The sequence below is a fragment of the Pseudomonas sp. DWRC2-2 genome (genome assembly GCF_049897885.1).
Lineage (GTDB): Bacteria > Pseudomonadota > Gammaproteobacteria > Pseudomonadales > Pseudomonadaceae > Aquipseudomonas > Aquipseudomonas azotoformans_A.
Genome location: NZ_JAFCXD010000005.1, coordinates 425,634 through 445,410, shown reverse-complemented (window position 1 = coordinate 445,410; position 19,777 = coordinate 425,634). Strand labels below are relative to the sequence as shown.

18 protein-coding genes are annotated in these 19,777 nt (G+C 60.2%); 8 read left to right on the top strand and 10 right to left on the bottom strand.

Going from position 1 to position 19,777, the window contains the following annotated elements:
* Positions 1-14 precede the first annotated feature (14 nt).
* Positions 15-1,739 carry a gamma-glutamyltransferase gene (gene ggt, locus ACP7EW_RS23820; protein ID WP_426220209.1) on the top strand — a complete coding sequence of 575 codons (1,725 nt, stop codon included), beginning with the start codon at positions 15-17 and terminating at the stop codon, positions 1,737-1,739.
* Between the two features lie 109 nt (positions 1,740-1,848).
* Here the strand turns inward: ggt and ACP7EW_RS23815 are convergent, their stop codons facing one another.
* The 3 genes from ACP7EW_RS23815 to ACP7EW_RS23805 form a co-directional block, all read right to left on the bottom strand.
* On the bottom strand, positions 1,849-2,367 hold the full coding sequence (locus ACP7EW_RS23815; protein WP_426220315.1) for an AAA family ATPase: 519 nt from the start codon (positions 2,365-2,367) through the stop codon (positions 1,849-1,851).
* Complete coding sequence (pnuC, locus tag ACP7EW_RS23810) at positions 2,364-2,927, bottom strand: nicotinamide riboside transporter PnuC (protein ID WP_016977988.1); 564 nt, start codon at positions 2,925-2,927, stop codon at positions 2,364-2,366. Before pnuC ends, ACP7EW_RS23815 begins: the two co-directional genes overlap by 4 nt.
* 207 nt (positions 2,928-3,134) lie before the next feature.
* Positions 3,135-4,769: a methyl-accepting chemotaxis protein gene (locus tag ACP7EW_RS23805; protein WP_426220207.1), complete on the bottom strand. Its 1,635-nt coding sequence runs from the start codon at positions 4,767-4,769 to the stop codon at positions 3,135-3,137.
* A 219-nt stretch (positions 4,770-4,988) separates the two neighbouring features.
* On the opposite strand from ACP7EW_RS23805, the gene ACP7EW_RS23800 reads away from it, so the two are divergent.
* Both ACP7EW_RS23800 and ACP7EW_RS23795 read left to right on the top strand, forming a co-directional pair.
* Entirely contained in the window at positions 4,989-5,819 is an 831-nt protein-coding gene (locus ACP7EW_RS23800) for an undecaprenyl-diphosphate phosphatase (RefSeq protein ID WP_269134046.1), read from the top strand.
* Positions 5,816-6,199, top strand: a complete 384-nt coding sequence (locus ACP7EW_RS23795; protein ID WP_426220205.1) for a DUF1294 domain-containing protein — start codon at positions 5,816-5,818, stop codon at positions 6,197-6,199. Before ACP7EW_RS23800 ends, ACP7EW_RS23795 begins: the two co-directional genes overlap by 4 nt.
* Positions 6,200-6,263: 64 nt before the next feature.
* Here ACP7EW_RS23795 and ACP7EW_RS23790 read toward each other — a convergent pair whose 3' ends face one another.
* The 3 genes from ACP7EW_RS23790 to ACP7EW_RS23780 are packed head-to-tail and all read right to left on the bottom strand — an operon-like array spanning position 6,264 to position 8,964.
* Positions 6,264-6,620: an MmcQ/YjbR family DNA-binding protein gene (locus tag ACP7EW_RS23790; RefSeq protein ID WP_426220203.1), complete on the bottom strand. Its 357-nt coding sequence runs from the start codon at positions 6,618-6,620 to the stop codon at positions 6,264-6,266.
* The gene (locus ACP7EW_RS23785) at positions 6,617-7,525 is read right to left on the bottom strand and encodes a LysR substrate-binding domain-containing protein (protein ID WP_177113051.1); all 909 of its coding nucleotides are present in this window, start codon (positions 7,523-7,525) and stop codon (positions 6,617-6,619) included. The genes ACP7EW_RS23790 and ACP7EW_RS23785 overlap by 4 nt, the downstream gene beginning before the upstream one ends.
* Before the next feature lie 59 nt (positions 7,526-7,584).
* Positions 7,585-8,964 carry an NAD-dependent succinate-semialdehyde dehydrogenase gene (locus ACP7EW_RS23780; RefSeq protein WP_426220201.1) on the bottom strand — a complete coding sequence of 460 codons (1,380 nt, stop codon included), beginning with the start codon at positions 8,962-8,964 and terminating at the stop codon, positions 7,585-7,587.
* A 158-nt stretch (positions 8,965-9,122) separates the two neighbouring features.
* Here ACP7EW_RS23780 and ACP7EW_RS23775 point away from each other — a divergent pair, with 158 nt between their 5' ends.
* The 3 genes from ACP7EW_RS23775 to ACP7EW_RS23765 all read left to right on the top strand — a co-directional run bounded on the left by ACP7EW_RS23775 (position 9,123) and on the right by ACP7EW_RS23765 (position 12,046).
* Entirely contained in the window at positions 9,123-10,049 is a 927-nt protein-coding gene (locus ACP7EW_RS23775; protein ID WP_426220199.1) for an AraC family transcriptional regulator N-terminal domain-containing protein, read from the top strand.
* Between the two features lie 119 nt (positions 10,050-10,168).
* A complete protein-coding gene (locus ACP7EW_RS23770; protein WP_426220197.1) occupies positions 10,169-10,780 on the top strand; it encodes an FMN-dependent NADH-azoreductase in 612 nt (203 codons plus the stop codon).
* 228 nt (positions 10,781-11,008) lie between these two features.
* The gene (locus ACP7EW_RS23765; protein WP_033901196.1) at positions 11,009-12,046 is read left to right on the top strand and encodes an alpha/beta hydrolase family protein; all 1,038 of its coding nucleotides are present in this window, start codon (positions 11,009-11,011) and stop codon (positions 12,044-12,046) included.
* Here the strand turns inward: ACP7EW_RS23765 and ACP7EW_RS23760 are convergent.
* From ACP7EW_RS23760 to ACP7EW_RS23750, 3 genes are all read right to left on the bottom strand, one after another.
* A complete protein-coding gene (locus ACP7EW_RS23760; RefSeq protein ID WP_426220194.1) occupies positions 12,040-13,215 on the bottom strand; it encodes an MFS transporter in 1,176 nt (391 codons plus the stop codon). The two genes, ACP7EW_RS23765 and ACP7EW_RS23760, sit on opposite strands and share 7 nt — an antisense overlap.
* Positions 13,216-13,477: 262 nt before the next feature.
* Positions 13,478-15,064 carry an ABC-F family ATPase gene (locus ACP7EW_RS23755; protein WP_026000030.1) on the bottom strand — a complete coding sequence of 529 codons (1,587 nt, stop codon included), beginning with the start codon at positions 15,062-15,064 and terminating at the stop codon, positions 13,478-13,480.
* A gap of 142 nt (positions 15,065-15,206) precedes the next feature.
* A complete protein-coding gene (locus tag ACP7EW_RS23750) occupies positions 15,207-16,445 on the bottom strand; it encodes an MFS transporter (protein WP_426220313.1) in 1,239 nt (412 codons plus the stop codon).
* A 155-nt stretch (positions 16,446-16,600) separates the two neighbouring features.
* On the opposite strand from ACP7EW_RS23750, the gene ACP7EW_RS23745 reads away from it, so the two are divergent.
* A complete protein-coding gene (locus tag ACP7EW_RS23745; RefSeq protein WP_426220192.1) occupies positions 16,601-17,413 on the top strand; it encodes a class I SAM-dependent methyltransferase in 813 nt (270 codons plus the stop codon).
* A 119-nt stretch (positions 17,414-17,532) separates the two neighbouring features.
* On the opposite strand, the gene ACP7EW_RS23740 is transcribed toward ACP7EW_RS23745, so the two are convergent.
* The gene (locus ACP7EW_RS23740) at positions 17,533-17,919 is read right to left on the bottom strand and encodes a TIGR03067 domain-containing protein (protein WP_426220190.1); all 387 of its coding nucleotides are present in this window, start codon (positions 17,917-17,919) and stop codon (positions 17,533-17,535) included.
* Positions 17,920-18,315: 396 nt separating this feature from the next.
* On the opposite strand from ACP7EW_RS23740, the gene ACP7EW_RS23735 reads away from it, so the two are divergent.
* Positions 18,316-19,626 carry a Wzz/FepE/Etk N-terminal domain-containing protein gene (locus tag ACP7EW_RS23735; protein ID WP_426220188.1) on the top strand — a complete coding sequence of 437 codons (1,311 nt, stop codon included), beginning with the start codon at positions 18,316-18,318 and terminating at the stop codon, positions 19,624-19,626.
* Positions 19,627-19,777: the final 151 nt, after the last annotated feature.

Sequence of the window (19,777 nt, the reverse complement as noted above, 5' to 3'; positions counted from 1 at the left end):
TAGAGTAGCCATGGATGAAATACCAACCCTTCAGCCGTACCTTGATAGCCACCGCCCTGGTCTTGACAGTCAGTGGTGTGCACGCCGCGTCTCAGGCCCCGGTGGCCGGTGAAAATGGCATGGTGGTGACGGCCCAGCATTTGGCAACTCACGTGGGCGTGGATGTGCTCAAGGCCGGCGGCAATGCGGTCGACGCAGCTGTGGCCGTGGGCTACGCACTGGCGGTGGTGTACCCGGCGGCGGGTAACCTGGGTGGCGGCGGTTTCATGACCGTGCAACTGGCCGACGGGCGCAAGACCTTCCTCGACTTCCGCGAAAAAGCACCTCTGGCGGCCACCGCCAACATGTACCTGGACAAAGACGGCAATGTCATCGAAGGCCTCAGCGCCAAGGGTCACCTGGCCGTTGGCGTGCCCGGCACCGTCTCGGGCATGGAGCTGGCCCTGAGCAAATACGGTACCCTCAAGCGCGCCCAAGTCATCGCCCCGGCGATCAAGCTGGCGGAAAACGGCTTCGAGCTGGAGCAGGGCGATATCGACCTGTTGCACACCGCCACCGGCGAGTTTGAAAAAGACAAGGACATGCGCGGGATCTTCCTGCACAACGGTCAGCCGATGCAGGTCGGCCAGAAGCTGGTGCAGAAAGACCTGGCCAAGACCCTCAAGGAAATCTCGGCCAAGGGCAGCGACGGTTTCTATAAAGGCTGGGTCGCCAAGGCCCTGGTGGACTCCAGTCAGGCCGGCAAGGGCATCATCACCCAGGCTGACCTCGACAAGTACAAGACCCGCGAACTGGCGCCCATCGAGTGCGACTACCGTGGCTACCACGTGGTCTCGGCACCGCCTCCAAGCTCGGGCGGCGTGGTGATCTGCCAGATCATGAACATCCTCGAAGGCTACCCGATGGCCGACCTCGGCTATCACTCGGCCCAGGGCCTGCACTACCAGATCGAAGCCATGCGCCACGCCTATGTAGACCGCAACAGCTACCTCGGCGACCCGGACTTCGTGAAGAACCCGATCGAACACCTGCTGGACAAAAACTACGCGACTAAACTGCGCGACGCCATCGAACCGCAAAAAGCCGGTGACTCCCAGGCGATCAAGCCGGGCGTGTCGCCCCATGAAGGCAACAACACCACCCACTATTCCATCGTCGACAAGTGGGGCAATGCGGTCTCGGTCACCTACACCCTCAACGACTGGTTCGGTGCGGGCGTGATGGCGAGCAAGACCGGGGTGATCCTCAACGATGAAATGGACGACTTCACCGTCAAGGTCGGCGTGCCGAACATGTACGGCCTGGTCCAGGGTGAAGCCAACGCCATCGCGCCGGGCAAGGCGCCGCTGTCGTCGATGAGCCCGACCATCGTGACCAAGGAAGGCAAGGCCGTGATGGTGGTGGGTACGCCGGGTGGCAGTCGCATCATTACCGCGACCTTGCTGACGATCCTGAATGTCATCGACTACAAGATGAACATCCAGGAAGCCGTGGACGCGCCGCGCTTCCACCAGCAATGGATGCCGGAAACCACCAACCTCGAAACGTTCGCGGTGAGCCCGGACACCCAGAAGATCCTTGAGAGCTGGGGCCACAAGTTTGCCGGACCGCAGGATGCCAACCACTTGGCGGCGATTTTGGTAGGTGCGCCGTCGCTGGATGGCAAGCCTGTTGGTAAAAACCGCTTCTATGGGGCTAACGACCCACGTCGTAACACGGGCCTGTCCTTGGGTTACTAAACGCTGTTGCTCACTGTAGGAGCGAGCTTGCTCGCGAAGAACGTCAACGATAACGCGGGCGTTCTGGATTAACGCGGTGCCCTTGCGTTGTTCGCGAGCAAGCTCGCTCCTACAGCAGTTTCTTTACCGCAGCAAACGCCGCCGTTCGGCGCGCTTCCCAATCCCCCCGAATCACCACCACCGGCTGTTGATGCTGTTGCATCCACTCCAGGCTGCCCTGGAAAAACGCCCGGCGATCCGCCAGTTGCGGCTGGCAGCGTTGGCCGTCGGCGGTCCATTCCACATCCTCCGGCGACAACAACAGGTGCAGGTCGTAATGGCGGGCCAGCAACTCGCTGTCGAGCCAGGCCGGGTAGTCGCCGAACAGGGTCTGGCTCCAGAGCTTGTTGGTCAGCAGGTGGGTATCGAGGATCAACAGTTCAGGCTGTTGGGCGCGGGCGGCGTCTTCCCAGGCCAGTTGGCCACGGGCGATGGCCGGGATGTCGGCCAGGGTGGTGTCGCGTTGATGGTGATCGATGAAATAACGCACGTATTCACCCACCATCAATCCACCGAAATGCGCCTGCAACTGCGCCGCCAGCCAGCTTTTACCGCTGGACTCCGGGCCGGCCAGTACCACCACCTTCATGCGTGCAACGCCGGGTCGGCGCGCCATTCACGCCAGCCTTGCACGGCAATCACGGTGAACAGCGCGTAGAGCGCGGCGGTGAGGTAGAGGCCTTTGTAGAGGAACAGCCCGACGAAGATCACATCCACGGCAATCCACAACGGCCAGCACTGCACGCGTTTCTGTGCCATCCACATCTGCGCTACCAGGCTGAAGCCGGTGAGGGCGGCATCGAGCCAAGGCTGAGCAGCATCCGTCCAGTGCGCCATGGCGGCACCGAGCAACAGACTGCCGACGGCGCCCACCGCCAGGCTGGCCATGATCGCCGGCACGCCGAGGCTGCTGACCTGACGCCCTTGCTTGACCTCGCCGGCGCGGGTCCACTGCCACCAGCCGTAGACTTGTAAGGCGGCGTAGACCACCTGCAGCAGCATGTCGGAATAGAGTTTCACGTCGAAAAACACCCAGGTGTAGAGCAACACCATTACCAGGCCGATGGGCCAACACCAGGGGTTTTGCTTGACGGTCAGCCACACGGCAATCACCCCGAGGGCGGCGGCGAACAGTTCAAGCCCGGACATGGAGGTTCCTTGGGAGAGTGGAAGAGGGCGGTGATTGTAACCAAAGAAGATTGGCGTAGGAATTAACTGCTGTGGCGAGCGGGCTTGCCCCGCGTTGGGCTGCGAAGCAGCCCTAAAACCAGGCGCCGCAGTCTGTCAGGCAAAATGCGGCGTATTTATTGGGGCCGCTACGCAGCCCAACGCGGGGCAAGCCCGCTCGCCACAGGCTCAGACCTTGAATTGGCGCAGCAGGCCGTCGAGCTGTTCGCTCAGGCCGCGCAAGTGCGCACTCGCCACACTCGACTGTTGCGCCGCCAGCGCGGTGCTGTGGGACAAACCGGCGGCCTGGGTGACGTTCTGGTTGATGTCTTCCACCACGTGGGCTTGTTGCAGGGTGGCGCTGGCAATCGAGGCGTTGAGGCCATTGAGGTTGCGCAGCGCCTGGCCGATGGCAGTCAGGCTGGCACCGGCCTGACCGGCTTGTTCAATAGTCAGTTGCGAGGCGCTGTGGCTGTCGCTGATCACCTTGACCGCCGCTTCCGAGTGGCCTTGCAGGCGTTCGATCATGACCTGGATTTCGGCGGTGGATTTTTGCGTGCGCTGGGCCAGCAGCCGCACTTCATCGGCCACCACGGCGAAGCCACGCCCTTGTTCGCCGGCGCGGGCTGCTTCAATCGCCGCGTTAAGCGCCAAGAGGTTGGTCTGGTCGGCAATCGAGCGGATCACTTCAAGCACGCTGCCGATCTGGGTACTTTCCGCAGACAGGGTGCGGATCACTTCCACTGCCTGGCTGATGGTGCCGGAGAGCTGGTCGATCTGCTGCAGGCTGCCGTCGATATTCACCTGGCCTTGTTGCGCCTGGGCTTGGGCGTCGCGCATTTCGCTGGCGGCGTGTTCGGCGTTCTTGGCCACGTCCTGCACGCCGTAGGTGACTTCGTTGATGGCGGTGGCCACCAATTCCATCTGCTGGGATTGTTGCTGGCTGCGGTCATGGGCCTGGGTCGCGTTGCTGCCCAATTCCTGTGAGGACTGGCCCAGGGCATTGGCGCACACCTGCAATTGGCCCACTACTTGGCGCAGCTTGGCGGTGAAGCTGTTGAAGTGCCGGGACAGCTGGGTGACTTCGTCCTGGCCGTGGGTGTCGAGGCTACGGGTCAGGTCGCTTTCACCGCTGGCGATGTTGCCCATGGCGTTCACTGCGTCCTGTAACGGTCGCACGATGCTGCGGGCGATCAGCGAGACCAGCAGCGCCATCACCACGGCGATACCCAGGCCGATGAACGAGGCTTTCCAGACCTGGCCGCTGAACTCAGCCTGCACATCGTCCACGTACACGCCGGAACCGAGGATCCAGCCCCAGGGTTGGAACAGTTGGATATACGACGTCTTGGCCACCGGCGCTTCGGCGCCCGGTTTCGGCCAGCGATAGTTGACGATGCCGGCGCCCTTGGCCTTGGCCAGGATCACGAATTCGTTGAACACGGCAAAACCGTCGGGGTCGCGGATGGCCGAAAGGTTCTGGCCGTCGAGCTTGGGATTGGCCGGGTGCATGATCATCACGGGCGTGAGGTCATTGATCCAGAAGTAGTCGTCATGGTCGTAGCGCAAGCCACGCACCGCGCTCAAGGCTTGCTTCTGGGCGGCTTCGCGGGTCATCACGCCCGTGGTTTCGAGGCCGTGATAAAACGTCAGGATCCCGCTGGCGGTCTGCACCACGTGTTGGGTTTGCTGGCGCTTGGCCTGGTACAGGTCGTCGTGGATCTGCTTGAGCATCAGCAAACCCAGGGCCAGCAGCATCAGCACGGCGACTATCAGGATCAGCCACAGGCGCCGGCTGATCGACATATTGCGCAAACTGTTCATCGTCCTGTCACTCCGTGCTTTTTATAATTGTGGGTGCTGCATCGACTTTTCCGACTTGTCTGATAGGCTTTCGGCCTGTATTCGGAAAACCTGAGTACTGTCTGATTTTTCACAAGATTTTTGCAGGTCGGGGTTGAAACTCAACACCGCGTCTTGTCGTCAGTGAACCATTAAAAAGATTAACGAGGCTTGCCATAGAGCAAGACCTTTGGGGGAAGCATGGATTTTTGGACCGCCATACAGGCATTGATTCTTGGCGTTGTGGAGGGGCTGACCGAGTTCCTGCCGATTTCCAGCACCGGCCACCAGATCATCGTCGCCGACTTGCTCGACTTTACCGGCGACCGCTTCAACGCGTTCAACATCATTATCCAGCTGGGCGCGATCCTGGCGGTGGTGTGGGAGTTTCGCGGCAAGATTTTCGAAGTGGTCAGCGGCCTGCCGACCCAGCGCAAGGCCCAGCGATTTACCGTCAACCTGCTGATCGCCTTCCTGCCGGCGGTGGTGCTGGGGGTGATTTTTGCCGACCTGATTCACCACTACTTGTTCAACCCGATCACCGTGGCCACGGCGCTGGTGATCGGCGGCATCATCATGTTGTGGGCCGAGCGCCGCGAGCATGAAGTGCACGCTGAAACCGTGGATGACATCACCTGGAAAGACGCGCTCAAGGTCGGCCTGGCCCAGTGCCTGGCGATGATCCCAGGGACTTCGCGTTCCGGCTCGACCATTATTGGTGGCTTGCTGTTCGGGCTGTCGCGCAAGACCGCCACCGAGTTCTCGTTCTTCCTGGCGATGCCGACCATGGTCGGTGCGGCGGTGTATTCGGGCTACAAGTACCGTGACCTGTTCCAGCCGGCGGACTTGCCGGTGTTCGCCATCGGCTTTGTGACCTCGTTCATCTTCGCGATGATCGCCGTGAAGGGCCTGCTCAGGTTCATCGCCAGCCACAGCTATGCCGTGTTTGCCTGGTATCGCATTGCGTTCGGTTTGCTGATCCTGGCGACCTGGCAGTTCGGCTGGATCGACTGGGCGGCCGCCAAGGCATGATGATCCAGCATTCCCGTCTGAAAGCGGCGATCTTCGTGCTGTTATGCGCAGCGCCGCTGCTGGGTTCGGTGCTGGTATGGCAGCGCGGCGAGACTGTGATTCCGCTGGCGGCCTATGGCGTGGTCAGCGTGATCGCGTTCTTCCTGTACTGGAGCGACAAACGCAAGGCGCGTACGGACAGCTGGCGCACCCCGGAAAACATCCTGCACGCCGTGGAACTGGCGGGCGGCTGGCCGGGGGCGTTGATTGCCCAGCAGGTGTTCCGGCACAAGACGCGCAAGGTGTCTTACCAGGTGTTGTTTTGGGTGATTGTGTTGTTGCATGAGGTGTTCTGGCTGGATCAGCTGTTCCTCGGTGGCACCTTGCTCTCAGTGTTATAGGCTTGCTCTCGCCACAGGGTACTTATCGCCATCTCTACCTAAATTAGATACCTAGTGCTTTGCGTCAATCATCCAGCAACAGCCCGACCTGCGTGCGCTTGGGCAACTTGCTCACGACAAGCTGGTGAGAACGCCGCAACAACCCACGCAACTCCTCATCACCCAACGGATACGGCGTATTCATGATCACCCACTGCGCCCGCGCCAGATACGGCGCCGGGTGAATGCCTGGGCGGTCCACATGGCCGAGGAACAATTCCTTGTCGACCTTGAACGCCAGCGACTCACCCCTTAGGTTCTGCAGCGCGAACATCTTGTTGCCCGCAATCGAAAACACACGCACGCCGCCCCATTTGTAATCCTCCCGCGCGCCCGGCAGGCTCAGACAGAAGGCGGCAACTTGTTCTTCGGTCATTTTCATAGCAGGCGGTCTCCGCAACCTTTGAAACCTTCTTCCAGGTAATCGATCCAGGCACGAATGGCCGGCAACACGCCACGACGATGCGGGTACACCGCTTGCAACCAGCCGCCCGGCAAGGACCACTCCGGCAGCAGTTGCACCAACCGGCCGTTGGCCAATTCCTCTTCGCAATACATCATCGGCAGCACGGTAAAGCCCAGCCCCATGATGGCGCTGGCCTTGCGCACGATGAAGTCGTCGATCCCCAAACGGGCTTCCATCGCCAGGTCGTGGGTGTTGCCCTGGGGGTCGAGAATGCGTTGATGCACCAGGCGATCTGCCTCCAGCGCACCGAGGATCGGTAGCTGCTTGAGATCCTCAAGCGTCGCGACCTGACGGCCGTGCATCAGCGCGGGGCTGGCCACCAGCACGGTCTGGGCCTGACGCAGGCGCTTGGTCACCAACAGCGGGTCCTCATCGCCCAGCTCGCGTACGCGCAGGGCGACATCGATACCCTCGGCGACCAGGTCGACACGGCGGTTGACCAGGGTCATCTCCAATTGCACCTGGGGATGAGCCGCCAGAAATCCAGCCACCAGTTCCGGCAGGATGTGCTGGGCCATGCCCACCGGGCAACTGACGCGCAGCCGTCCACGGGGCTCGCTGGACATGCTGGCCACCGCCTCATCGGCCATTTCCGCCTCCAGCAGCATCGCCTGACAATGCCGCAGGTAGCGCTCGCCGACGGCAGTGAGGGTGAGTTGGCGCGTAGTGCGTTGCAGCAGGCGTGCGCCGAGGCGCTCTTCCAGCTCGGCGATGCGCCGCGACAGCCGCGACTTGGGAATCCCCAGCAGCCGGCCGGCGGCAGCGAAGCCACCGGCTTCCACGACTTTGGCGAAATAGTAGAGGTCGTTGAGGTCTTGCATGGGCAACCTATTGTCCTGTCAGTGGGACGAACTATCCGCGTCTGACGAGGGCAAATCCACTACAAATGTGCGCCAGCCATCAACACGTACTTCACGTGCACATACTCCTCGATCCCGTAATAGCTGCCTTCACGGCCATAACCGGACTGCTTGATGCCGCCAAATGGCACGGAAGCAGTGCCCACTGATCCGGAGTTGAGGATCACCATGCCGGCCTCCAACTGGCGCGACAGGCGCAACGACCGTCCCAGAGCGCTGGTGTAGGCGTAGGCCACCAGGCCGAATTCGGTCTGGTTGGCGCGGGCGATGACTTCGGCTTCATCCTTGAACGAATAGAGAGCGAACACCGGCCCGAAGATTTCCTCGGTCGCCAGGGGAGAATCGTCCTGCAAGCCGGTCAACACCGTCGGCTCGTAGAACAGGCCACCTTTGGCGTGGGGCTGGCCGCCCATCAATACCTTGGCCCCGGCGGCCTTGGCGTTTTCCACCAGTCGCGCCACCTTGTCGAAGCCCAGTTGATTGACCATGGGGCCGACCACAAAGCCTTCACGCAAGCCCTGGTCCACTTCGATCTCGGCCACGGCATGCTTCAAACGCTTGATGAAGTCCTCGAGGATGCTGTGTTGCACGAAGATGCGGTTCGGCGAGATGCACACCTGGCCCGAGTTGCGCAGTTTTGCACTGACCAGTCCTTTCACCGCTTCGTCGAGGTTGGCGTCCTGGAACACGATAAACGGCGCATTGCCGCCCAGTTCCAGGGTCATTTTCTTGATGCTCGCTGCGCACTGTGCGGCAAGCAATTTACCGATGCCGGTGGAGCCGGTGAACGAGATTTTGCGGATGCGTGGGTCGCCGGTCAGGATCTGGCCAATTTCTTTCGGGTCGCCCACCACCACTTCCAGAACGCCTGCCTCGATCCCGGCCTTGCGCGCGTATTCCAGCAACTTGAGGGCGGTGAGCGGGGTGTCTTCTGCGGGCTTGATCACCATGGTGCAGCCAGCCGACAGCGCTGTGGCGACCTTGCGGGTGATCATCATGAACGGGAAGTTCCACGGGGTGATGGCGGCGACCGGGCCGATGGCTTCCTTGGTGACCATCACGTTGGCATTGCGGTCGTGAGTGGGAATGGTGTCGCCGTACACGCGCTTGGCCTCTTCGGCGTACCACTCGATAAAGCCCAGGCCGTAGTCGATTTCACCGCGGGCCTCGCTCAGGCACTTGCCGTTTTCGCGGCAGAGCAGTTCGGCGAAGGCTTCCTTGTCGGCTTTTACCGCGTCGTGCCAGCGGCGCAGGATGTCGCTGCGTTCCTTGGCAAGCTTGGAAGACCAGTCAGGGAAGGCGGCGCAGGTGCGGTCGACGGCAGCCTTGACCTCGTTTGCGGTGTGCTGGGCGACACGGCCGATTTCTTCACCGGTGGCAGGGTTGTAGACGATAAGCATGGGGGAGTCTCCGAGGGCTGAAAGTGCTGTTTCAGGCTACGCAAATGCGGGATTTGAGCGAATATCCATTCCAATGTGCTGATTGCCTATTCCTATAAGTCCGTAGCCTCGTCGTGGATTGCGCGTTAACGTGGCGTTTTACGCAAAGGCCGGAAAATATGGACCGAACAGGCAGAATCATCGAGCTGATGGGCACCTTGGCGCCTGTGGAAGGCTATAACCTGAGCGCACTGGATGACGTGCGTTTCCTGCGCTCCAATCGCCCATTGCATCGGGTCCCGGTGCTGTACGACCCCGGCATCGTGATCGTCTGCCAGGGACAGAAACGTGGTTACCTGGGGGATGAGGTTTATTTGTATGACGCCCAGCACTACCTGGTGGTGTCGGTGCCGGTGCCTTTCACCATGGAGACCGACGCCAGTGAAGCCGAGCCGATGCTGGCGGTGTACCTGCGCCTGGATTTCACCCTCGCGGCGCAGCTGATGGTGGCGCTGGACGACTTCCCCGAATTGATCGAGGCCCAGCCACGGGGCATGTATTCGTCACCCATGGATGATCAGCTCAGTGAATCATTGCTGCGCTTCCTGCAAGTGATGAGCGTGCCGATGGATGCGCAGATTCTGGGGCCGGCGCTGATGCGCGAGATCTACTATCGAATCCTGACGGGCGAGCAAGGTGGCTCAATGCGCGCAGCCCTGAATCGCCAGGGGCAGTTCGGCAAGGTGGCGAGGGCGATTCGCAAGATTCATGGGGGCTACCACCAGCACCTGGACGTAGAAACGTTGGCGCGGGAAGCGATGATGAGTGTGCCAAGCTTTCACGCGCATTTTCGCACTGTCACCGACACCTCGCCGATGCAGTACCTCAAGTCAACGCGTTTGCATCAGGCACGCCTGTTGATGCTGCGCAGCGATATCACTGCTGCCACGGCCAGTGCACAAGTCGGTTATGAGAGCGCCTCGCAGTTCAGCCGCGAGTTCAAACGCTTTTTTGGGCGCACGCCCCAGGCAGAAATCCAGTGGATGAAGCGCACCTATGCGTTGCCCGCACCGACGTCAGCGTCGATCTATGTGTCGTCGCACTGAGCATTGTCCTGCCAGCAGGACAAACAGTCGCATTTCAGCTGTCTAATCGTTTATTCGAATCATCTGTAGGATCAACCCCACTTGATCGCCCCGTCGCGATCCTCACTTGGAGATCCCGCATGAAACTGTTGCATATCGATTCCAGCATCCTCGGCGACAACTCGGCGTCCCGTCAGCTCAGCGCTGGTGTGGTCAAGGCTTGGCAAGCGGCTGAGCCGGGTGTGCAAGTGACCTACCGTGACGTGGCCGCCGAAGGCTTCAACCACTTCTCCGGTGCGACCCTGGGCGCCCTGGGCACTCCGGCGGATCAGCGCAATGCCGCGCAACAGCACGAAGCAGAACTCAGCGCCAAGACCCTGGCTGAATTCCTCGCCGCCGACGCGGTGGTGATCGCTGCGCCGATGTACAACTTCACCATCCCGACTCAACTGAAAGCCTGGATCGACCGCATTGCCGTTGCCGGTCAGACGTTCCGCTACACCGAAGCCGGTCCGGAAGGCCTGTGCGGCAACAAGAAAGTCATCGTTGTGTCGACCTCGGGCGGCCTGCATGTCGGCCAGGCGACCGGTGTGGCCCATGAAGATTATCTGAAAGTGCTGCTGGGCTTCCTCGGCATCACCGACATCGAATTCGTCCGCGCCCATGGCCTGGCGTACGGTGATGAATTCCGCAGCAAGTCCTTGAGCGACGCCAACGTACTCATCAACGAACAATTGTTCGCGGCTGCGTAAAGCTTAGGTAAAACCGTGCCTTTCCCCGTTTCATTCTGAAACGGGACGTCTAAACTCTGTATTCTGATCGCCTCAAAACGACCGGACTACGGAGTTTTTTCGTTTACCCGCTGTCATTACTTTGGCCCAGGTTATGCACGCATGGGTTTATCACCCGGTCGAGCGCCTTGAACCATGGACCTTTCAACCCGACATGCCGGTCTTTATGCAGCAAAGGTGGACATCCTCATGATGCGTCTTTGTGCTGTTATGGTTCTTTCCCTGCTCGGTGGCCTGGTTTCAGTGCACGCCGCGCCTGCGCCGCACCCGCATTGGAGTGTGGGCTTCCATCGCATGACCTTCCTGGATCCGCTGGATTTGCAGCCGATGAAGGCCATCGCTTTTTATCCCTCCACGGGGCTTGAGCACAGTACGCCGCTGGGGGCCTATCGCGTCGCTGCCACGGAAGACTCCAAGATTGCCATTGGCCGTTTCCCGATGCTGATGCTGTCCCACGGCAACACCGGCACGCCGCTGGCCTTGCATGACCTGGCCACTTCGCTGGCGCGTAAAGGCTTCGTGGTGGTGGCGGTGTTGCACCCTGGCGACAACTACAAGGACCACAGCCGCCTGGGCACGGTGAGTAACCTGTATGGCCGGCCGATCCAGATTTCCGAAGCAATCACCGCCACCTTGGGCGACCCGATGCTGTCCCCCTTCGTCAACGTCGATCAGGTCGGCGTTATCGGTTATTCAGCGGGCGGTGAAACTGCGTTGATCCTGGCCGGTGCCAAGCCGGACTTCGACCGCCTGCGTCGCTACTGCCAGGAACGCCCGGAAGATCGCGACGCCTGCACCACCAAGGGCGAATTGGTAGTGGATCGCGACGACCTGCAACCGCAATCCGATCCGCGTATTCATGCCTTGATGCTGATGGCGCCGTTGAGCTTGATGTTTGGCCGTCACACCCTGGCCGACGTGCATGTGCCAGTGCTGCTCTACAGCGGTGATGGCGACAAGCTGGTGGCCGTGGACAAGAACGCTGCGGCGCTGGCGCGCAAGTTGCCGGAACCGCCGGACTTCAAGCTGTTGGCCGGGGCAGGGCACTTTGTGTTCATGGCGCCGTGTGACAGTGATCAGTTGGCGGCGATGCCGGCGATCTGCACCGATGCCGACGGCGTCGACCGCGAAGGGATTCACCGTGACCTGATTTCCGAGGCAGGACGCTTTTTCAGCCACACCCTCGGCCAAGCCACCCGCGCCGGGATGCAGACGGCTGATCAGTAAGCGCGACGCTTGAGCAGAACGGTCACGCCCAAGGCCGTCACCGACAACAGCGCGGCGCAGAAGAAGATCCAGCCATAGCCGAGGTTCAGTGCCACGGCGCCCATCAACGGCCCGGCAATCGCCAGGGCCAAGTCGAAGAACACCGCATAAGCACTCAGGCCCGCGCCACGGCTGCTATTGGGCACCTGCTTGATGGCTTCCACGCCGAGCGCCGGGTACACCAGCGACAAGCCAAAGCCGGTCAGCCCTGCGCCAATCAATGCGACGCCCGTCGACGGCGCCAGCCAGAGCAACGTCAGGCCGAGGGTCTCGATGGTCATGCAGGCAATGGCGGCACGAAAGCCGCCAAACCGGCTGATGGCAGAGATAAACACCAACCGCGACAGAATAAAGCACACCCCAAACACCGTCAGGCAGTACGCCGCACCGGCCCAACCACGATTGAGGTAGTACAGGGTGATAAAGGTGGTGAGGGTGCCGTAGCCGATGGAGGCCAGGCACAGGCTGGCGCCAAAGGGCGCGATACGCCCGAACACTGCCCAGAACGGCAAACGTTCGCCGCGCACCACTGGCACCGAGGGTTTATTGCGGATCAGCACCAGGCCCAGTGCGGACAATACGGCCAGTGCAATACCGAGACTGTTGTAGCCGTATTCGGCCACCATCACCACGCCCAGCGGCGCACCAATGGCGATGGCGCCGTAGGACGCGATGCCGTTCCAGGAAATCGAGCGCGCCGTGTGTTCGGCACCGACGGCGCCCATGCACCAACTGATGGTGCCTACGCCGATCAGCCCTTGGGCCACGCCCAGCAACAGTCGGCCGACAATCAAAATGCCCAGGCTCAAGGCGGGCATGCTCTGTAGCAATGTCGCAAAGAACGTCAGCACGCCGCTGACCAGAATCCCCGCCAACCCCAACACAATGGCGCGCTTGGTGCCGACGTTGTCCGACATGCGCCCGGCCATGGGGCGGCTGAGCAGAGTCGCCAGGTATTGCAAACCGATCGTGACCCCGGCCACCACGGCGCTGAAACCCAGTTGCTCATGCACATAGCCAGGAATCACCGCGATCGGCAGGCCGATGCAGATAAACGCGATGAAGGTATAGAAGACGATAGAGACGATCTGCAAGGTGATCGACAGGGAGCTGGGGGCGGCGGCAGACATGGGCACTCGTTCGCGGGCGGGCGGTGAGGGCATCATGGCAAGGGCTTGGGGGAAAAGAAAGCAGGCTAACTACTTTGCCTGATGAACAGGCTTGTTGTGGCGAGCGGGCTTGCCGAATCGTCGCACCGCCCGCGTTGGGGCGCGAAGCGGCCCCAATAAAAAACACCGCGTTCTGTCGGACAGAGCGCGGTGTTCTTTTTTAGGGCCGCTACGCGCCCCAACGCGGGGCAAGCCCGCTCGCCACAGTTACTGGCGGAGTGCTTTAGAACACCACACCTTGGCTACGCAGGTAATCATCATAGGTGCCGCTGAAGTCGATCACGCCGGTGGCGCTCAACTCGATGATGCGGGTGGCCAGGGACGATACGAACTCACGGTCGTGGCTGACAAAGATCAGCGTGCCCGGGTAGTTCTCCAGCGCCAGGTTCAGCGCTTCGATGGATTCCATGTCCAAGTGGTTGGTCGGTTCGTCCATGAGCAGCACGTTCGGCTTTTGCAGGATCAGCTTGCCGAACAGCATGCGGCCTTGCTCACCACCGGAGATCACCTTCACCGACTTCTGGATTTCGTCGTTGGAGAACAGCATGCGACCCAGGGTGCCACGGATCATTTGCTCGCCTTGGGTCCACTGGCCCATCCAGTCGAACAGGGTCACGTCGTCTTCGAAGTCGTGAGCGTGGTCCTGGGCGTAGTAGCCCAGTTCTGCGGCGTCGGTCCACTTGATGCTGCCGGCGTCGGGGGTCAGTTCGTTGACCAGGGTGCGCAGCAGGGTGGTCTTGCCGATACCGTTCGGGCCGATGATCGCTACGCGCTCGCCAGCTTCAACCTGGAAACTGAAGTCTTTGAACAGCGGCTTGCCGTCGAAGCCTTTGGCCATTTTTTCGACCATGACGGCCTGACGGTGCAGCTTTTTGTTCTGCTCGAAACGGATGAACGGGCTTACGCGGCTCGACGGTTTGACTTCGGCCAGTTGGATCTTGTCGATCGCCTTGGCACGGGAAGTGGCCTGCTTGGCTTTCGAGGCGTTGGCCGAGAAGCGGCTGACGAAGGATTGCAGCTCGGAGATCTGCGCCTTCTTCTTGGCGTTGTCCGACAGCAGTTGCTCGCGGGACTGGGTCGCCACGGTCATGTACTCGTCGTAGTTGCCCGGGAACAGGCGCAGCTCGCCGTAGTCCAGGTCAGCCATGTGGGTGCACACGCTGTTCAGGAAGTGACGGTCGTGAGAGATGATGATCATCAGGCTGGAGCGCTGGGTCAGGATGTTTTCCAGCCAGCGGATGGTGTTGATGTCCAAGTGGTTGGTCGGTTCGTCGAGCAACAGCACTTCAGGATCGGAGAACAGCGCCTGGGCCAGCAATACACGCAGTTTCCAGCCTGGGGACACTTCGCTCATCGGGCCGAAGTGTTGCTCCAGGGGAATACCCAGGCCCAACAGCAATTCACCGGCACGGGATTCGGCGGTGTAGCCGTCCATTTCGGCGAACTCGGTTTCCAGCTCGGCCACGGCCATGCCGTCTTCTTCGCTCATTTCCGGCAGCGAGTAGATGCGGTCGCGCTCGGCCTTGACCTTCCACAGCTCTTCGTGGCCCATGATCACGGTGTCGAGCACGGTGAATTCTTCGTAGGCGAACTGGTCCTGGCGCAGTTTACCCAGGCGTACGTTCGGCTCCAGCATGACCTGGCCGCCGGACGGATCGAGGTCGCCGCCGAGGATTTTCATGAAGGTCGACTTGCCGCAACCGTTGGCACCGATCAAACCATAACGGTTGCCGGCGCCGAACTTGACCGAGACGTTCTCGAAGAGCGGCTTGGCGCCGAACTGCATGGTGATGTTAGCTGTGGAGATCAATTACTTTACCTATCAATGGGTTGCGAGCGTGGCGGCAGGAGCCTTCAGGCATGCGTCAACAGCGACATCAAGGCGCGAAACCCGGTCGCTGAGCAGAAGATTTTGGATGTGTGTTGGAATTTGGCGCGCATTGTCGCATATGTCAGGCGACAGTTGTATGTCCGGCGAAGGATGGTTTTGCCAAGGTCTCCGGCATCGCCAGCCACAGCAGCGCCAACGCCAGTGCCGCCACGCCGGCCAAGGTCAGGAAGGCCGCGTTGTAGCCGGCCTGTTGCACGACGAAACCAGCCAGGCTGCTGCTCAGCGCCGCACCCAGACCGAAGACGGTGGACAGGGCACCCAGGCTGACATTGAAGCGACCGGTGCCCTGGGTCAGGTCCTTGACGATCACCGGGAACAGCGCGCCGAAGATCCCGGCGCCGATGCCGTCGAGCATTTGCACGGCCACCAACCAGTACGGATCGCTAGACAGCGTGTAAAGCACACCGCGCAGCGGCAGGATCATGAAGCCGGCCATCAGCAAGGGTTTGCGTCCCCAGATATCGGCTTTGAGTCCGACCAGCCAGGCCATCGGTACCATCACCAATTGCGCGGCGACAATGCACGCCGACGTCAGCGGCGTGGCCATCTGCAGGTTGATCTGCGAGAGCTTCTGGCTGACCAGCGGCAGCATCGCGGCATTGGCCAGGTGGAAGAGGGCGCAGCAGATCGCAAACAACAGCAATGGACGGTTCGCCAGTAATACCCTCACGCCGGAGGGTTGTTCGTGGTCCGTGTGATGCTCCGGGTCAAAACCACGGGCGACCTCGTGATCGATCGCCTCTGCGGACACGCAACTGATCGCGACGATACTCGCCACGGCCATGAAGGCCATCAGGTAAAACACCACCACGGGCCCAAACAGATAGGCCAGGCCACCGGCCAACAGCGCCGCGACGGCATTGCCGGCGTGGTTGAAGGTCTCGTTGCGCCCCGTACGGCGGGTGAACGCGCGTGGCCCGGTGATGCCCAGCGAGATTGCGCTGATGGCGGGCGCGAATACGGACGCGGCGACAGCACTGGCGGCCTGGGTCAACGCCACCAGGCTGAAGGAACTGACAAAGGGCAGCAGCAGGCAGCTGCCGGTCACCACGATGGCGGCCAGCGCCACCACTGCGCGTTTGCTGCGGGTGCGGTCGATCAGGGCACCTGCCGGGCCTTGGGTGAGTAGGGCGGCGATGCCTGCCAGCGTCATGACCACGCCGATGCTGGCCGGATCCCATTTGTGCACGGCCAGCAAATAAATGGCCAGGTAAGGGCCGAGACCGTCGCGAACATCCGCCAGGAAGAAATTCAGACTGTCCAGGGACAAGGCATTACGCAGGTCGGAGTGTTTGGCCACGGCGAGGTCTTCGGAGGCGGCGTTCAAGGGCTGAACACGCATTGCGTTAATGACCTGTGGGCCCTGCGTTAAGTTTCGCCCGCTTCTCGGGGTTTTAATCCGAGGGCACTTGGCTTATTTTCTGGGCCTCGCTGTTATGAATATCTGGAGACGCAATGGACATGCCCTCAGCTCAACAGGCAATCGACTGCAACAAGGACGCCTGGGACCAATCCGCCAGCCTGCACAAAACCACGGACACCTGGAACGCGCTGCTCAACAGTGTCGGCGCGGCTGGCTTTTCTTGCCTGGACCCGACGCTGACCGGCTTGCTGCAAGACGTGGGTGTGGACGGTAAGGATGTGGTGCAACTGTGCTGCAACAATGGTCGCGAAAGCCTCTCGCTGTACGGCCTGGGTGCGCGTTCGGTGGTGGGCGTGGATCAATCCCGGGCGTTTCTGCAACAGGCCCGTGAACTGGCCGACGTCTCACCGCACAGCCCTGAGTTCATAGAAAGTGATATCCACCAATTGCCGCAACGTTTGCAGGCGCGTTTCGATATCGCTCTGGTGACCATCGGCGTGCTGGGCTGGATGCCGGATGTGGCGCAGTTCATGCGCCACGTTGCCAGCACCTTGAAACCCGGCGGCACGCTGGTGATGTATGAAACCCATCCATTCCTGGAGGTGTTCGATCCGCGGGCGTCAAACCCTTTCCTGCCGGCCAGCTCCTACTTCCAGCGTGAGCCGTTTGTGCTGCAGGAGTCGATTGTCTATGAAGGCCAGGGCGAGGTGGCAGGACCCACATCCTATTGGTATGTGCATACCTTGGGTGATGTGGTAAATGCTGCTATCTGCGCACAGTTGCAGATAGGCCACCTGCAGGAATATGCGCACTCCAATCGCGAAGAGCTGTACGACCAGTACGAGCACCAGCCGGCGCAGTTGCCGATGTGCTTTACCTTGACCGCCACCAAGCGTGCGGAATAAGTCGATTGCTCCAGGCAAAAAAAAGCCCGCGAGGAGAGGCGGGCTAAGGGATTCACTGGAGTAGGTAGGCTTCACCCTATAGACCCGAAAGTGAACGCTTTGTGAAAATGATGCGCTGATCAGGCGCGTCGTATAAAAGTGCGCATGGTTTGACCTGCGACAGTACTGAATACAGTGGGTCTGGGCATATTCTCATCGGCTGCAATGAACACAAATTCATCTGCTTCCAGGCGATAGCTGGCGGGTAGGTGTTTACCTGCGTCTTCGCCGATGGCGTCGATCCAGGTGATGTGTTTGGGATCGGTGCTGCTGTCCAGGTAAAACCGGCCTGCCAGCAACACTTCGCCACTGACGGTCTTCACTTCGAAGCGGTCGCCGGTAATAGTGGTGATTGCCCCTGGTGCACTGTGGGCATCGATTGGGTTGAGCACACCACTGTCTTCGAGTGAAGTTTGCTCCCAGGCACCTTGCAGGGCTTGCAAGTCCGGGTCTGGAATGGATGACATACAAATTCCTTTTGCTGAAGGGCTTTTCGCCGGACGCTCGCGTAAATGCGGCGTTCTTTTTTATTTATTGCGTAGATGCGCGTAGGAACAATCCTATTTTTTAAATTGACATGCGATTTTTCGTTATAACTTCAGGCAATTAACGTTATTTTGCTTGGTCGCGGGGTAACGTCTTGATACGAACCGTCTAAGCTCTGGGTGTTTGTCAGTCATGACACCCATGTAACTGAAATGAAACCGTTTGCTGCTAGGTGTAGTTTCAGTGAGTTAGGTGGTCTCGTTGCTGGCATAAGGCCACAGATGGTGTGTGCCCAGACGTTGCCCCCTGTTTATTCAGTAGTTGATCAGGTCTTTGTAGTAGGGCACTGAATTTCAACTCATCAGGGTGTAAGACATTTGAACAACACTCCCCAGCTTCATCAATATCTACCTTCGGATGAAATCGATCTCTTTGAGCTGTTCGGCGCGATCTGGAAGCAAAAAAAACTGGTTATCGGTTGCACGATCGTGGCGGGCCTTCTGGGAGTAGGCTATGCGTATCTTGCGCCCAAGGTTTATCAGGTCAGCAGCGTGCTACGGCCTGCGGCTATCAATGAGCTCGATGCCCTCAACCGGTCCGAAGTCTACAAGCTGCCGCCGGCTGACGCGCTGGCCAAAGTCACTGCGCAGCTGGATTCCTACGAAACCCGCTTAGGTTTTTTTCGCGCCAACCCCGCGCTGTTTGAAGCGTTCCAGCAGCCTGGGCGTAGTCTTGAACAGAGTTTCGAAGCGTTCAACAACAATGCCATCAACCTCGTGATGCCGGATCCGAAGAAGGCCGATAGTAATTCCGTTCGTCTGGAAATGCAGTACCCCAACGGGATTGACGGGGTGGCGATTCTAAATGGGTTGGTGGCTTATGCCATTGCGCGGCAACGGCAGCAAGTCGGCGCTGACCTCAAGGTCATCGTCAATAACCGCCTCAGCGAGATCAAGGGCAAGATCGACGCCGCGCGTGCCAACTATGAAACCGGCAAGGCATCGCAGATCGCCAGGTTGTTGGAGGCGGATAAAGTCAAGCGTGCGCAATTGCGTGATGAGCTCGGCGCGTTGCGTTTGCAGATGGAAACGCAGCGTACCAGCCGCCTGGCCGAGCTGGCCGAAGCCATCTCGATTGCCAAGTCTATCGGCATCCGGAACCCCACCACACCTTCAGCGATGGGAACCGAGGCGCTGCGCGGTTCCAGCCAGGTTATGCGCACTGAGGTGACCAATCAGAAGATCCCGCTCTACTTCATGGGCAGTGAGGCACTGGAGGCCGAACGTGCTGCGCTGACGCGACGTACCAACAGCGACTTCACCAACCCCCGCATTGCTGAGATAGGCAAGGAACTGCGCATGCTTGAAGTCAACCGCGAAGTGGAAGTGCTCGACAGCCGCAAGAGTGAAGATATGTTCCTGCAAGACGTCGAACCCCTTTGGGCTGAAGAATCTCGGCTGCGTGGCCTAAACATCGATATGAGCGCGCTGAAGCTGGTGACAGTCGATCGGCAGGCGCAGGAGCCGCTGGGACCGCTCAAACCGAAAAAATCCGTGATCGTTGCATTGAGCCTGCTGGCAGGTCTGATGCTGGGAGTATTGGTGGCACTGATCCGACACTTCGTTCGAGTACGCCGCGAAACCGGGCCCTTCTCGGTGCACGATGAGCGTCGTTTGCCACGCCCGTAGGTCCATCTGAACCCTTTGCGGGCTTGCCGCACAACAAGCCCGCCCAACACATTCACAAGACAGCTTTTCACAATTCTTAGTTAACTTTTAGTTACAACCTGTGGCTAAATAACTGCAAAGGGCCACGAGCCGGGTTGTCACTCAGCCGGTC